At 64.0% G+C, this 14,195-nt stretch carries 11 protein-coding genes; all 11 read left to right on the top strand.

The window, feature by feature from the left end; genetic code table 11:
• Positions 1 to 146: 146 nt before the first annotated feature.
• A complete protein-coding gene (locus F6S87_RS02550; protein ID WP_196779070.1) occupies positions 147 to 1,877 on the top strand; it encodes a bifunctional aspartate transaminase/aspartate 4-decarboxylase in 1,731 nt (576 codons plus the stop codon).
• A 116-nt stretch (positions 1,878 to 1,993) separates the two neighbouring features.
• Positions 1,994 to 2,206, top strand: a complete 213-nt coding sequence (rpmE, locus tag F6S87_RS02545) for a 50S ribosomal protein L31 (RefSeq protein WP_163227075.1) — start codon at positions 1,994 to 1,996, stop codon at positions 2,204 to 2,206.
• 208 nt (positions 2,207 to 2,414) lie between these two features.
• Entirely contained in the window at positions 2,415 to 3,503 is a 1,089-nt protein-coding gene (prfA, locus tag F6S87_RS02540; RefSeq protein WP_163227074.1) for a peptide chain release factor 1, read from the top strand.
• A gap of 7 nt (positions 3,504 to 3,510) precedes the next feature.
• Positions 3,511 to 4,413 (top strand): peptide chain release factor N(5)-glutamine methyltransferase, encoded by a 903-nt coding sequence (gene prmC, locus F6S87_RS02535; RefSeq protein WP_163227073.1) that lies wholly within the window; start codon positions 3,511 to 3,513, stop codon positions 4,411 to 4,413.
• A 169-nt stretch (positions 4,414 to 4,582) separates the two neighbouring features.
• Entirely contained in the window at positions 4,583 to 5,353 is a 771-nt protein-coding gene (locus tag F6S87_RS02530; protein ID WP_163227072.1) for an L-threonylcarbamoyladenylate synthase, read from the top strand.
• The gene (locus F6S87_RS02525) at positions 5,350 to 6,543 is read left to right on the top strand and encodes a glycosyltransferase family 4 protein (RefSeq protein ID WP_163227071.1); all 1,194 of its coding nucleotides are present in this window, start codon (positions 5,350 to 5,352) and stop codon (positions 6,541 to 6,543) included. Before F6S87_RS02530 ends, F6S87_RS02525 begins: the two co-directional genes overlap by 4 nt.
• A gap of 181 nt (positions 6,544 to 6,724) precedes the next feature.
• Complete coding sequence (guaB, locus tag F6S87_RS02520) at positions 6,725 to 8,263, top strand: IMP dehydrogenase (RefSeq protein ID WP_163227070.1); 1,539 nt, start codon at positions 6,725 to 6,727, stop codon at positions 8,261 to 8,263.
• A 512-nt stretch (positions 8,264 to 8,775) separates the two neighbouring features.
• Positions 8,776 to 10,059, top strand: coding sequence for a hypothetical protein (locus F6S87_RS02515; RefSeq protein WP_163227069.1), 1,284 nt, complete (start codon positions 8,776 to 8,778; stop codon positions 10,057 to 10,059).
• A 647-nt stretch (positions 10,060 to 10,706) separates the two neighbouring features.
• Positions 10,707 to 11,357: an oligoribonuclease gene (gene orn / locus F6S87_RS02510; RefSeq protein WP_163227068.1), complete on the top strand. Its 651-nt coding sequence runs from the start codon at positions 10,707 to 10,709 to the stop codon at positions 11,355 to 11,357.
• 294 nt (positions 11,358 to 11,651) lie between these two features.
• Positions 11,652 to 12,509 carry a Cof-type HAD-IIB family hydrolase gene (locus tag F6S87_RS02505; protein WP_163227067.1) on the top strand — a complete coding sequence of 286 codons (858 nt, stop codon included), beginning with the start codon at positions 11,652 to 11,654 and terminating at the stop codon, positions 12,507 to 12,509.
• Positions 12,510 to 12,707: 198 nt separating this feature from the next.
• On the top strand, positions 12,708 to 14,114 hold the full coding sequence (locus tag F6S87_RS02500) for a PIF1 family DEAD/DEAH box helicase (protein ID WP_163227066.1): 1,407 nt from the start codon (positions 12,708 to 12,710) through the stop codon (positions 14,112 to 14,114).
• Positions 14,115 to 14,195 lie beyond the last annotated feature (81 nt).

The raw sequence follows: 14,195 nt of genomic DNA, 5'->3' as shown, positions 1-14,195 counted from the left end.
CGCTCAACACTAGCCCAGTTGCCGGACGACCGGGCCGTACTGGAATGTCAGGGAACGCTGTCGGGAAAGTCGGTGACGCAGGCCCTGGCGACTCCGTTACGATGACGGTGACAACGACGGAGACGTGACGGCGGAAGGCGGCGGCGATGGCTGACGGGGCATTGGCGGCGGAGGGACTGGAACAGCGCGAGGAACAGTCGCTCGAGGACATGCGGATCGCGCGCAACGGCGACAGGACGCTCGAGCAGGCCGTCGAGAAGATGTCGCCATTCGAGCGCAAGAACCTGCTGCTGTCGTACGCCCGCGAGGACGAGAAGAAGTCGGCGGCGACATTGCTGGATGCCGGGCGTGGCAATCCGAACTGGATCGCGGCCAGGGCGCGCGAATCGTTCTTCCTCTTCGGCAGGTTCGCGATGGACGAGGCGAGACGCTCGATGAGGGTGCCTGGCGTCGACATCGCCGGCATGCCGAAGGCCGCCGGCGCCGCCGTCCGCTTCCAGCAGTTTCTCGACGCCCATCTCGACGACGCGGCCGCGCCGTTCCTGCGCGACTGCCTGTCGTACGCCGAGTCGCAGGGCTTCGACCTCGACGAGTTCGTGCAGGAATGGACCGAGGGCATCACCGGCTGCGAATATCCGGTGCCGGAACGCATCCTGAAATACACGCAGGAAATCGTGCGGCGCTACCTGCTCGCCGAACTCTGCGGCGGCAAGGAACCCTCCGACGCCGTCCACGGCGCGACGGCCGACGCCGCCGGCCACACGTTCGACCTGTTCGCGACCGAAGGCGGCACGGCGGCGATGTGCTACCTGTTCTACTGCCTCAAGTCGAACTTCCTCATCCACGAAGGCGACACGATGGCGCTGATGACGCCGATCTTCACGCCGTACATCGAGATTCCCGAGCTCAACGACTACGATCTCGAGGTCGTCAACGTCAACGCGTCCACGATGCGCTCCGACGGCACGCACGGCTGGCAGTATCCGCAGGAGGAACTCGAGAAGCTCGCCGACCCGAACGTCAGGCTGCTGTGCCTCGTCAACCCGTCGAATCCGCCGTCATACGCGATGTCGGAGGAATCGCGCGCGGTGCTCGTCAAGATTGTCAGGGAGAAGAACCCGAACCTGATGATCGTCACCGACGACGTCTACGGCACGTTCGTCCCCGGCTACCGGTCGCTCTTCGCCGACCTGCCGTACAACACCGCGTCGATCTACTCGTTCTCGAAATACTTCGGCGCGACCGGCTGGCGACTGGCCGTCGCCGCCGTCGCGAAGAAGAATATTTTCGACGATTCAATCGCGGCGCTGTCCGACGACGAGAAGAAGACGCTCAATTCGCGCTATTCGTCGCTCGGCGACGATATTCCGTCGATCAGGTTCATCGACAGGATGGTGGCCGATTCCCGCCTCGTCGCGCTCAATGGCACCGCCGGCCTGTCCACGCCGCAGCAGGTGCAGATGTCGATGTTCGCGCTGCAGGAGCTGATGGACCGCGGGCACCTGTACAAGACGAAGATGCTCGAGCTTGTCCGCGACCGGTTCGACTGCCTGTGGGAGTCGCTCGATCTCAAGCAGGATCCCGACCCCTTGCGCGCCGACTACTACTCGATCATCGATCTCGACCAGTGGAGCAGGAAACTGTACGGCGATGACTTCGCCGACTGGCTCGAGAAGAACTACCATTCGCTCGACTTCGTTTTCCGGCTCGCGAAGGACACCGGGATTGTCGTCATGGACGGCGGCGGCTTCGACGCGCCGTCGTGGTCCATCAGGGTGTCGCTGGCCAACCTGCAGATCGACGACTACCAGCGCATTGGCGAATACGTGCGCCAGCTGCTCGCCGAGTATGCCGACGTGTGGAAGAACGCGGAATAATTCCGCGGGGACCGGTGTTGCGTCCACCGTACGAGGTAGACTCGCACGTTGTTCCGGTTCACGCCTGGCCATTGGGGCCTGGCGACCCGGGTCCCCCGAATCTCTAGGAGACAATTATGCAGCAGGGAATCCATCCTGATTATCATCCGGTCGAGATCGTGTGCTCGTGCGGCAACACGTTCGTCACCAAGACGACCGCCAAGGGCGATCACATGACCGTGGACGTGTGCTCCAAGTGCCACCCGTTCTACACCGGCAAGCAGAAGATCCTCGACACCGGCGGCCGCGTCGCCCGCTTCGAGAAGCGTTACGGCAAGAAGAGCGCCTGAGTCTTCTCCCGATGACTTACCGGCAGCGCCGGCTTTCCCCGAGAAAGCCGGCGCTGCCGCGTTTAGGGGAGTTAGGGTTGGCGAGCCTCATGGATAGAATGGACAGCTGGATTAGAGCAGGAGCCTCGCCGGGGCAGACGAATCGTTCCATGAAACGTTGAGTTTTCAACGATGCGGCGAGGATTTTTCACAGGAGACAGGCAGGATATTGGCTGACGAACAGTTTGCCGCGGCGAAGACCGCCGTCGACGAGTACCGCAGGATCGAGGAGGAGATGGCGCAGCCGGACGTCGCCTCCAATCCCGACAAGATGAAGAAGCTGGGACGCCGCCATGCCGAGCTCGGCACGATCGTCGGCGCCTACCGGGCGTGGCGCACGCTGAACGACGATCTCGAGGCCGCCCGCGAAATGGCGGACGAAGATCCCGACTTCGCCGAGGAAGCCGACCGGCTCGCCGCGAAGCTGCCGGAAGTCGAGGAGACGCTGCGCACGGCGCTGATCCCGCGCGACCCCGACGACGCCCGCGACATGATCATGGAAATCAAGGCCGGCACCGGCGGCGAGGAAGCCGCGCTGTTCGCCGGCGACCTGCTGCGCATGTATACCCGCTACGCCGAGAAGCGCGGCTGGACCGTCACCATCCAGAACGAGAACTCGACCGAGCTCGGCGGCGTCAAGGACGTCCAGCTCGCCATCCGCGCCAAGGGCACACCGGCGCCCGAGGACGGCGTGTGGGCGTCGCTCAAGTACGAAGGCGGCGTGCACCGCGTGCAGCGCATCCCGGTGACCGAATCGCAGGGCCGCATCCAGACGTCGGCCGCCGGCGTCATCGTGTTCCCGGAAGCCGACGAGGACGACGACGAGATCGAGATTGATCCGAAGGACCTGAAGATCGACATCTTCATGGCGTCCGGGCCCGGCGGCCAGTCCGTCAACACGACGTACTCGGCCGTCCGCATGACGCACATCCCGACCGGCATCGTCGTCAGCATGCAGGACGAGAAGTCGCAGATCCAGAACCGCGCCGCGGCGCTTCGCGTGCTCAAGTCGCGACTGCTCGCGATGAAGCACGAACAGGAAGCCGCCGAGGCCGCCGACATGCGCCACTCGCAGGTCCGCTCGCTCGACCGCTCCGAGCGCATCCGCACGTACAACTTCCCCGAAAACCGCATTGTCGACCACCGCACGAACTACAAGGCGTACAATCTCGACGCCGTCCTCGACGGCGACCTGCAGGCCGTCATCGACAGCGACATCCAGGCCGACGAGGCCGAACGGCTCGCCAGCAACAAGTGAGCCTCCCATGACGGTTGACGAACTGATCCGGGTGATGTCGGCCCGGCTTGCGGACGCCGGCGTCGAGACGCCGCGGATCGACGCGAAGCTGCTCTATGGCCACGTGTTCGGACTCGACCTGTCCGGCGTCGACAAGGCGATGCTGCTCGGCGAACGGCTCGACAACGACGATCCGGCGACGGCCGCGAAGCTCGCCGAGCTCGACGGCCTCGTCGCCCGCCGCGTGGCGCGCGAGCCGCTGCAGCACATCGTCGGCCACGTGCCGTTCCGCTACCTCGACCTGAAAGTCGGCCGCGGCGTGTTCGTGCCGCGCCAGGAAACCGAGCTCGTCGTGCAGGAAGCGATCGACTGGATGACCGGCCACGGGCTGTACAGTCCGCGCGTCGTCGACCTGTGCGCAGGCAGCGGCGCGATCGGCCTGTCGGTCGCCGCCGAGGTGCCCGGCGCGCAGGTCTGGGGCGTCGAGATCGACCCGGTCGCCGCGAAGTGGACGCGCGCCAACATCGACGAGGTCGCCAGGACGCATCCCGACGTCGAGTTCAACTACCATCTCGAATGCGCCGACGCGACGAGCGACGTGACGCTCGCGCAGCTCGACGGCACCGTCGACGTCGTCATCTCCAACCCGCCGTACATTCCGGACGCCGACGTGCCCGAGCAGCCGGAAGTGACCGGCTACGATCCGCACCGCGCGCTGTTCGGCGGTTCCGCCGACGGCATGATGATCCCCGAACAGATCATCCGCCGCGCCTACCGGCTGCTGCGGCCCGGCGGCCTGCTCGTCATGGAGCACGACATCACGCAGGCCGACCGCACCGTCATGTTCGCCCATGCCGTCGGCTTCGCCGACGCCCATACGAACATGGACTACACTGGGCGTCCGAGGTATCTGGTGGCGATCAAGGGCTAGCGACGGCTAGAATGGGACGAATCGTCCCCGCGACAACCGTCCGGCAGGACGCTGGAATCGTGACCAATCACTGAACATGCTGAACATGGCCGCGGCGGCCGCGCAACGGCACGCCGGCGCGGCGCGACTGCGGCGGCGCCGCGGGACCGACATATATAAAGGAGTATCGATGGCCGACGTACGGAAGGTGACCGACGAATCGCTGGAGCGGGCACGGGAGGTCATCCGGGGAGGCGGCCTCGTCGTCATCCCGACCGACACCGTCTACGGCGTGGCCTGCGATCCGCGCAACGCCGCCGCCATCGAGAAGATCTACCGCGCGAAGGGACGTCCGAAGTTCAAGGCGCTGCAGGTCGTCATGGCGAGCGTCGACGAGCTCGGCTCGCTGGGACTGGCGCTGCCGGCGCCGCTCAACCGGCTCGCCGCCCAGTTCCTGCCCGGCGCGTTCTCGCCGATCTGTCTGGCCGAGGAAGGCTGCGAACTCAAGACCGTCAGCCGCAACATGACGACGGGCCAGCTCACACAGGGCATCCGCGTGCCGAATTCCGCCGTCTCGCTGCGCATCCTGCGGGCCGTCGGTCCCGTCGCCTGCTCGTCGGCAAACCTGAGCGGCGGCGAGAGCGCCCAGTCGGTCGAGGAAGCCGTTGCCGCATTCGAGGGCGCCGGCTACGATTCCGGCTACGATTCCGACGATTTTGACGGCTATGGCGAGGCTTCCAGCGAATACGACTACGGCGAGTCCGGCCACTCCGGCTCGCTGATCGACCTCTATCTCGACGGCGGTCCGACGCAGGGCCATGTCGCGAGCACCGTCGTCGCCGCCGATCCGTACGCCACTGCGCCCGGCGGCGACGGCATCGAGATCCTGCGCGAAGGCGTCATCCCCGGCTCCGTCATCCGCAAGGCCCTGCACATGAACGGCGGCGGACTCGGCGCATGAGGGTCTATCTGTTCATCGCGGCGATCGCCGCGGGCGCCACGTTCCTGTTCACGCCGCTGATCCGGCACCTCGCCATCCGCATGGGCGCCGTCGGCGAGGTGCGCGCCCGCGACGTCCACACCATTCCGACGCCGCGCATGGGCGGCCTGGCGATGCTGCTCGGCTTCGCCGTCGCGATGTTCGTCGCCTCCCGGCTGCCGTTCCTGCACACCGTCTTCGCGACGAACGACCAGCCGTGGGTCATCCTGATCGGCGCCGTGCTGATCTGCCTGCTCGGCATCGCCGACGACTGCTGGGATCTCGACTGGATGTTGAAGCTCGCCGGACAGCTGCTCATTTCCGTCTTCGTCGCGTGGGGCGGCCTGCAGATCATCTCGCTGCCGCTGGGGTCGCTGGTGACGTTCTCGCCGACGATCTCGATCGCCATCACGGCACTGCTCATCGTCGTGTCCATCAACGCCGTCAACTTCGTCGACGGACTCGACGGCCTGGCTGCCGGGATCGTGGCCATCGGTGGCATCGCGTTCGGCATCTATTCGTACATTCTCTCGCGCACGTCGCCGTCGTACGCGTCGCTGTCGACAATGATCGACGTCATGCTCGTCGGCATCTGCTTCGGCTTCCTGCTGCACAACTGGCATCCGGCCAAGCTGTTCATGGGCGACTCCGGCTCGATGCTGCTCGGCTATCTCATTACCTGCGCGTCGATCGTCATGACCGGACGCCTGGACCCCGCGTCCATCCACGCCTCGATCTATCTGCCGGCGTTCATGCCGATCCTCCTGCCGGTGCTCGTGCTGTTCCTGCCGGTGCTCGACATGATCATGGCGATCGTGCGACGGTTGAGGAAGGGCCAGTCGCCGATGCATCCGGACCGCATGCACCTGCACCATCGCATGCTTCGCATTGGCCATTCGGTACCGGTCGCCGTGCTGATCCTGTGGGGCTGGGCCGCGCTGTTCGCGTTTGGTTCGCTGATGCTGCTGTTCTTCACCGCCGTGGAGGTCCTGATCGGCTTCGTCATTGCCGCCACGCTGCTCGCGCTGGCGACGATGTCGCCGTACCTGCGCCGTCGCGTTCTCGAGGACGGCGAGCTTCCCGGACCTTTCCATTCGCACGATTCGTCCATCCCCGCGCCGGCCGACGACAGCGCCCCGGCCCGTCACTCCACCGACAGGCGAAACCGATAGGAACTCCGTCTCGAGAGGGGGTCCTTGTCGACGTCATGACTTCGTGCTCACGGTCCGGGTTCATGACATCGACAGGAAGAAAACGCGGGAATCGTGCAGTCAATTCCATATGCTGGAGCGCCGTTTCGAGAAGGTGAGACGGCGGCGAGTCTTCGTCAGGCCGAATCCATATAGTGGTGCCATGGCTACAACCGATATGACTGCAGATTCTGCGTACGCTCCGCTCCCTCCGATTTTCTCCCAGCTCGGCCTCGCCTATGACGACGTGCTGCTGCTGCCGAACGCGACGGACGTCATCCCCTCCGAAGTCGACACGACGACCCACCTGACCCGCAACATCACGATGAAGGTCCCGGCGATCTCCGCCGCGATGGACACCGTCACCGAAGCCGACATGGCGATCGCGATGGCCCGCAACGGCGGCATCGGCGTGCTGCACCGCAACCTGTCCATCGACGACCAGGCCGCGCAGGTCGATGTCGTCAAGCGCAGCGAGTCCGGCATGATCACCGATCCGCTGACCGTCAACCCCGACGTCACGCTCGCCGACCTCGACAAGCTGTGCGGTAAGTTCCACATCTCCGGCCTGCCGGTCGTCGACGCCGACCGCAAGCTCGTCGGCATCATCACGAACCGCGACATGCGCTTCATCGCCTCCGAGGATTACGACCACCTGCGCGTGCGCGACGTCATGACCAAGGAGAACCTCGTCACCGGTCCGTCGAACATCTCGAAGGAAGACGCCCACCGCATCCTCGCCGAGAAGAAGATCGAGAAGCTGCCGCTCGTCGACGACGAGGGTCGCCTGACCGGCCTCATCACCGTCAAGGACTTCGTCAAGACCGAGCAGTACCCGGACGCCACGAAGGACGAGCAGGGCCGCCTGCGCGTGGCCGCCGGCATCGGCTTCCTCGGCGACGCCTGGCAGCGCGCCTCGGCGCTGCTCGAGGCGGGCGTGGACGCGCTCGTCGTCGACACCGCCAACGGCGAGGCCAAGCTGGCCCTCGACATGATCCGCCGCCTCAAGGCCGATCCGGCCTTCGCCGGCGTGGACATCATCGGCGGCAACGTCGCCACGCGCCAGGGCGCCCAGGCGATGATCGATGCCGGCGTCGACGCCGTCAAGGTCGGCGTGGGCCCCGGCTCCATCTGCACCACCCGCGTGGTCGCCGGCGTCGGCGTCCCGCAGCTCACCGCCGTCTACGAGGCCGCGCAGGCCTGCCGCGCCGCCGGCGTCCCGTGCATTGCCGACGGTGGCATCCACTACTCCGGCGACATCGCCAAGGCGCTCGTCGCCGGCGCCTCGTCCGTCATGCTCGGCGGCACGCTGGCCGGCTGCGAGGAAGCCCCGGGCGAGAAGGTCCTGCTGCATGGCAAGCAGTACAAGCTGTACCGTGGCATGGGCTCGCTCGGCGCGATGGCGCCGCGCGGCAAGAAGTCCTACTCGAAGGACCGCTACTTCCAGGCCGACGTCACGTCGAGCGACAAGGTCGTGCCGGAAGGCGTCGAGGGCGAAGTGCCGTACCGCGGCCCGCTCAACGCCGTCCTGTACCAGATGATCGGCGGCCTGCACCAGTCGATGTTCTACATCGGCGCGCACAACATCGCCGAAATGCCGGAAAAGGGCCGCTTCATCCGCATCACCGACGCCGGCCTGCGCGAATCGCACCCGCACGACATCGTGATGACCGCCGAAGCCCCGAACTACTCGAGCCGCTGAGGTCAGCAGGGCGGCGGGTACCGATAAGAAATCGGCAGCCCGTGGCCTCCGAACCAGTCATGAGGTGACCTTGGTTCCAACTTTGCAAGAAGCTGGAACCAAGGTCACCTTTTCTCATTGTGGAAGAGCACCTTCTCTCCAGCTGGTGAGCCGAGCTGGAAGAATCGTCATATTTTGATGGCTAACGACGGCACCTTTCTTCCGCTTGAATCCTGCAACTGGAAAACAGGTCATGTACGGGAGCGCTCAGACAGCACTTTTCTTCCAGTAGTGCGAAGAGACTGGAATCAGGTCATGCTTCGAGCGCGTAATACAGCATCTTTCTTCCAGCTAATTCTGAAAACTGGAAGAATTGTCACGTCTAGAGAGCCCAGTCCGCTACTTTTCTTCCAGCTATGCATGGCAGCTGGAAGAAAAGTTACGTTTTCGTAGGCAATGACGATACCTTTCTTCCAGCTGGACTTTTTGGCGGCGGTCGGAAACAGAAGACATGAAAGACGCCGGTTTTGCGAATGGCCGTAAGCACGAATCGTTCCAATTCAAAACTGGACTGTGTCGCCGGGTTGCGTTGTGGAAAGGAAGACATTCGCACACATGGATCCGGCAAACTGGATGGGCATGCAAAGTTTCCTTACTGTCAAGGCATGACTCTTGACCGACAAATTGGCATTGAACTTCGCGAGGCAAGGAACGAGCGGAGACTGGCTGTCGCCGGCAACCGGAACGTCAGGCTCGCGGTGCGGCGTCGGGCGACTGCCGGCGAACTGATCATTCCATTTCCGCGACTGTATATCGATCCGGAAACGTGGATGCAACTGCACCGGTACGACAAGGTGAAGTGGATTGCCCGCGGTCTCGACGAACTGCACGGCGGCAAGTTGGTGTTCACGGGTCCCACCGGCGTGGCCATCTGGGGGATGGAACATCAGTACTCCATTCATCGCTGCGGCCTGGTCGTCGCCGTGGGCAGCCATAGCGTTCGCCGAACGGCCATGGTTCCATGCAATCCATCTTGCGACCGCTGGTCCGCAAAGACTGGCGAGGAGAAAGGACGATGCGGAAATCATGCGACGTCGAATGGCTGGAAGGATGTTGACAAGTTCAACGTGCCCAACACCAATGACTGGATTGGCGCCAAGACTCGACGGATGTATGTTCCCCAAGGCGAGATCGACCAGTGCGTTACCGTCGATGGCATCAAGGTGATGCCGGCGGCGCGTACCCTTGTCGACTGCGTCAAGCTCTTTCCTTTTGTCCTGCTGCTGCCGATGTTTGATTCCGCCTTCAAGCAGGGAATAGTGACTGCCGAGGATATTCGGGAGGTGGCCGGTCATGTACGCAACGTGGGAATGATGACGGAACAGGTGCTCAAGTACGTCGACGCCCGGAGTTTCAACGGCGGTGAATCGTATGTCAGGGCAGTCATCATCGAGGAAGGATTCATGGTGCCGATTTCCCAATACCGGATTGAGGAACCGGGCAATCCGGCGCATTTCTACGAAACGGATTTTGCATGGGCTCTCCCCGACGGCAGGTTGCTCATTCTCGAACTTGATGGTCATGAAAAGTACTTCAATCCGCAGATGACCGGTGGCTCCAGTGCGGCGCAGGTTGGTCATCTGCAGGCTCAGCGGGAAGGATTCATACGGCAATGGACGGGAGCGAAGATCGAGCGCATTGAGTTTCGCGAGGCTGTGAAACGGCGCCCGCTCATTGACAAGCTCAACCGGTTGGGGGTTCCGCGCATGGCGGCCGGTCCGGGGCCGTTTCCCTGGAACATGGCGGCGCGGTACTGAAATCAATTGGGTACTGCCACGCGAGGAAAAAGAACGGACTTGAAGGGCACTTCCTTTCCAGCTGTCTGTGACTGCTGGAAAGAAGGTGCGGTTAGTTTGCCGAGGAACAGCACTTTCCTTCCAACTTCGATAAGAAGATGGAAAATAGGTGCGGTGATAGTCCCTCGCGATGATCCTTTTCTTCCAGCGAGGTAGGGATACTGGAAGGAAAGTATCGAGTTGCGGGGCTTGGACGGTACCTCCTTTCCAGTTGATTCGGAATACTGGAAATAAGGTATTGGCCGACAGGGTCCGGACGATACTTTCCTTCCAGTTTCCGTGGGATGCTGGAAGAAGGGCATTGGAGGAGAGGGGTCGAACAGTACTTTCTTTCCAGCTGGTAGAAGAAGCTGGAAGAAAGGTGCCGCCGGAAGGACGGGAGACATCACTTTGCTTCCAGTTCGAAGGACGGGAGACATCACTTTGCTTCCAGTTCGAAGGGGAGAGTGGAAGCAAAGTGTAATCGGGACGTCGGCGCCGGCAGGTACTACAGTGGGGTCTGGTTATGAAACGACGGCGCGAGGAACACGGTCTTGACGGGGCGTGTCCCGACGGCCTTGGCCGGGCAGATGAGGCTTGGCGACTGGCTATCGACGAAAGAGGAACGAATGGTAGATGCGCATGATGATCTGACGTATTCGGCGGAGGAGTCGCGGTTGATCTGGATCGACTGCGAGATGACCGGACTGGATATCTTCCATGACGAACTGTGCGAGATTTCCGTCGTGCCGACCGACTTCAACCTCAACGTGCTCGATGACGGCATCGACTTCGTCATCAAGCCGGGGCAGGAGGCCGTCGAGCACATGAACGACTTTGTGCGTGCCATGCACACGCGCTCGGGCCTGATCAACGAGTGGGAACACGGCCTGTCCGTCGAGGAAGCCGAGCGCAAGGTCATCGAATATGTCGAACGATTCACCCCGGACGGCGTCAAGCCGCTGCTGGCGGGCAATTCCATCGGATCGGACAAGAAGTTCCTCGACAGGTTCATGCCCGGACTCATGGAGCGGCTGCACTACCGCGTCGTCGACGTCAGCACGCTCAAGGAACTGGCACGCCGCTGGTACCCGGACGTCTATCTCAACCGTCCGCCGAAGCGCGGCGGCCACCGCGCGCTCGCGGACATCATCGAGTCGCTCGACGAGCTGCGCTACTATCGCAAGGCGTTCATGGTGCCGTCGCCGGGCCCGGGCTCGGTGCAGGCCAAGGCCATCGCCGAGCGGATCGAGAAGACGAGCCTGCTCAGCGAGGACTGAGAAGGTCACCGCGGCCGGCACCGCTCGCGGATGCAACGTGCGCATGCCGTTCCGGTGACCGGACGGATACCGAAACCATCCGGACATGGGGACGGAATTATAAGCGTACCGCACTGTACTCCGCCCTCTCCGAAACCATCCGGACACGGGACGGAATGGCGGTGCGGCTGGTGGCGCCGCATCCCGATGGCGCAGGCCATCAGGATACGGACGAATAGCCGGGGAGACGAGGGTGCGACCGCCACGGGCGAATCGTGCAAAAAACCGATAGTTACCACTGACAGAAAGAAGCCAATGGCTGGAATTGACTGGACCGAAATCAAGACGCTTGACGAGAAGCCGGACGTCAGGCTCGTTGTTGCCGACATGGACGGCACGCTGCTCGACGGCGACTCGCGGATCCCGCAGGGCTTCTGGCCGATGCTGCAGCGGCTGCAGGAGCGCGGCGTGCAGTTCGTGCCGGCGAGCGGACGGCAGTTCCACACGCTCGAGAACATGTTCGGCGAGTATTCCGAGCACATGAGCTTCATCGCCGAGAACGGCAACGTCGTCTCCTACGACGGCGACATCGTGGCCGTCCACGGGATCGGGCTCGACGTCACGCGCGAGGTCATCGACCGCGTGGACGCCGCCGTCAAGAGCGGCAAGTACGACATCGGCCTCGTCATCTGCGGCCTGTCGACGGCGTACATCCAGCGCACCGACCAGCCGTTCGTCGACGAGTGCGCCAAGTACTACGCCAAGCTCATGGAAGTCGAGGACCTGCACGACGTGCTCGACATCGACACCGAGACCATCCTCAAGCTCGCCGTCTTCGACTTCGGCGACGCCGAGTCGATGGCCGCCAACCTGCTCGCCGACCTGCGGCCGCAGTACTCCGTCGTCGTCTCCGGCGCGCACTGGGTCGACATCATGAATCCGACGACCGACAAGAGCCAGGGCGTGACGGCGCTGCAGAAGGCGATGGGCGTCGGCCCCGAGCAGACGGCCGTCTTCGGCGACTATCTCAACGATTCCGGCATGCTCGGCTGCGCCAAGTGGTCGTTCGCGATGGCCAACGCTCATCCGGACGTCAAGGCCGTCGCCAACTACATCGCGCCGGCCAACACCGACGAGGGCGTCATCACCGTCGTCGACGAACTCGTCAAGTAGGCGCCGACGGCCGGGAAACCGGCGTGAAACAGGCGACGCCCGCCGTGAAACACGCGACTATCGTGGTGAATCATGCGAAAGTCACCGTGAACCATGCGCCGGTCGCCGTGAAACAGGCGACCGGCAACAACACCGGCAACAACACCGGCAACAACCGGCGACGACACCGACACGACACCGACAGGGAAGGAACCACCGATGCTGCAAGGCGAGGCGCTCGCGATCATGGAGGCCGGCGCGAACGTGTTCCTGACCGGCGCGCCGGGTGCCGGCAAGACCTACGTGCTCAACCAGTTCGTCGCGGCCGCGCGCGCCGTCGGCAAGTCGGTCGCCGTCACCGCGTCGACCGGCATCGCGGCCACGCACATCAACGGCCAGACCATCCATTCGTGGAGCGGCGTCGGCATTCACAACGCGCTCAGCGAGTCGCTGCTCAAGACGGTGCGCACGCGCCGGCGCAAGCAGATCACCGCCACCGACATCCTCGTCATCGACGAGGTCTCGATGATGCACGCGTGGCTCTTCGACATCGTCGACCGGATCTGCCGTTTCGTGCGCAAGGACGAGCGGCCGTTCGGCGGCCTGCAGGTCGTGCTGTCCGGCGACCTGTTCCAGCTGCCGCCGGTCAACGCCGGCCCGCGCGGCCGCGGCTTCGTGACGCCGTCGCCGGAGTTCGTCGAGTCGCGCGAACGCTACGCCGCCGCCGGCCGCGACCCGGACGGCTTCGTCACCGAAAGCTTCGTCTGGGACGAACTCGACCCAGTTGTCTGCTACCTGACCGAGCAGCATCGCCAGGACGACGGCCAGCTGCTCGACGTCCTCACCGATATCCGCCGCGCCGCCGTCACCGAACATGACCGCGACATGCTGCTCGGCCGGCTCGGCGTGCTGCCCGCCGGCGACCGGCAGGCCGTCAACCTGTTTCCGGTCAACCGGCAGGCCGACCAGCTCAACGACCTGCGGCTCGCCGAAATCGACGCCGACGAGCACGTCTTCGAGGCGACGAGCGCCGGGCCGGCCGACCTCGTCAAGCGGCTCAAGAAGAACATGCTCGCGCCGGAACGGCTCGCGCTCAAGAAGGGCGCCGTCGTCATGGCCGTGCGCAACGACCAGAATCACCAGTACGTCAACGGCTCGCTCGGCACCGTCGTCGACTTCGCAAGCGAGGGTCGCGGCGGCTGGCCGGTCGTCGCGTTCGAGAACGGCAACGTCGTCACGATGAAGCAGGAGACGTGGGACATGATGGACGGCGAGACCGTGCTCGCGTCGGTCGGTCAGGTGCCGCTGCGCTGCGCGTGGGCGATCACGATCCACAAGTCGCAGGGCATGACGCTCGACGCCGCCGTCATGGACTTGAAGCGCACGTTCGCGCCGGGCATGGGCTACGTCGCACTGTCGCGAGTCGAGAGCATGGACGGCCTGTTCCTGCGGGGCGTTTCGGAACGGATGTTCCTTGTCTCGCCGCAGGCCATCGATCTCGACGGGCGGCTGCGCATGGCGTCCGACGACGCCGCGCGCCGGCTCGCCGCGGACGGCGCGGCCGCGCTGGCGCCGGCCGCGCCGGTTTCGCCCGATGATGAATTCTCGGCGGACGTGCTGTTCTAGCATGGAAGACAGAACAACGAAGGAGGGGCGGCCATCGGCGGACGAATCGTTCCCGTCGACGGCGGAATGTTGAACGATTCT

The sequence above is a fragment of the Bifidobacterium choloepi genome (assembly GCF_010667615.1).
Classification (GTDB): domain Bacteria; phylum Actinomycetota; class Actinomycetes; order Actinomycetales; family Bifidobacteriaceae; genus Bifidobacterium; species Bifidobacterium choloepi.
Note: the sequence above shows the minus strand (reverse complement) of the source record. Positions and strands in the feature narration are given on the sequence as shown.

What these genes read in the sequence shown, in the direction of transcription:
- F6S87_RS02515 (WP_163227069.1), top strand. Translation starts at nt 8,776, where the DNA reads ATGGCCGTAAGCACGAATCGTTCCAATTCAAAACTGGACTGTGTCGCC.
- F6S87_RS02500 (WP_163227066.1), top strand. Translation starts at nt 12,708, where the DNA reads ATGCTGCAAGGCGAGGCGCTCGCGATCATGGAGGCCGGCGCGAACGTG.
- F6S87_RS02530 (WP_163227072.1), top strand. Translation starts at nt 4,583, where the DNA reads ATGGCCGACGTACGGAAGGTGACCGACGAATCGCTGGAGCGGGCACGG.
- guaB (WP_163227070.1), top strand. Translation starts at nt 6,725, where the DNA reads ATGGCTACAACCGATATGACTGCAGATTCTGCGTACGCTCCGCTCCCT.
- F6S87_RS02550 (WP_196779070.1), top strand. Translation starts at nt 147, where the DNA reads ATGGCTGACGGGGCATTGGCGGCGGAGGGACTGGAACAGCGCGAGGAA.
- orn (WP_163227068.1), top strand. Translation starts at nt 10,707, where the DNA reads ATGGTAGATGCGCATGATGATCTGACGTATTCGGCGGAGGAGTCGCGG.
- F6S87_RS02505 (WP_163227067.1), top strand. Translation starts at nt 11,652, where the DNA reads ATGGCTGGAATTGACTGGACCGAAATCAAGACGCTTGACGAGAAGCCG.
- prmC (WP_163227073.1), top strand. Translation starts at nt 3,511, where the DNA reads ATGACGGTTGACGAACTGATCCGGGTGATGTCGGCCCGGCTTGCGGAC.
- F6S87_RS02525 (WP_163227071.1), top strand. Translation starts at nt 5,350, where the DNA reads ATGAGGGTCTATCTGTTCATCGCGGCGATCGCCGCGGGCGCCACGTTC.
- rpmE (WP_163227075.1), top strand. Translation starts at nt 1,994, where the DNA reads ATGCAGCAGGGAATCCATCCTGATTATCATCCGGTCGAGATCGTGTGC.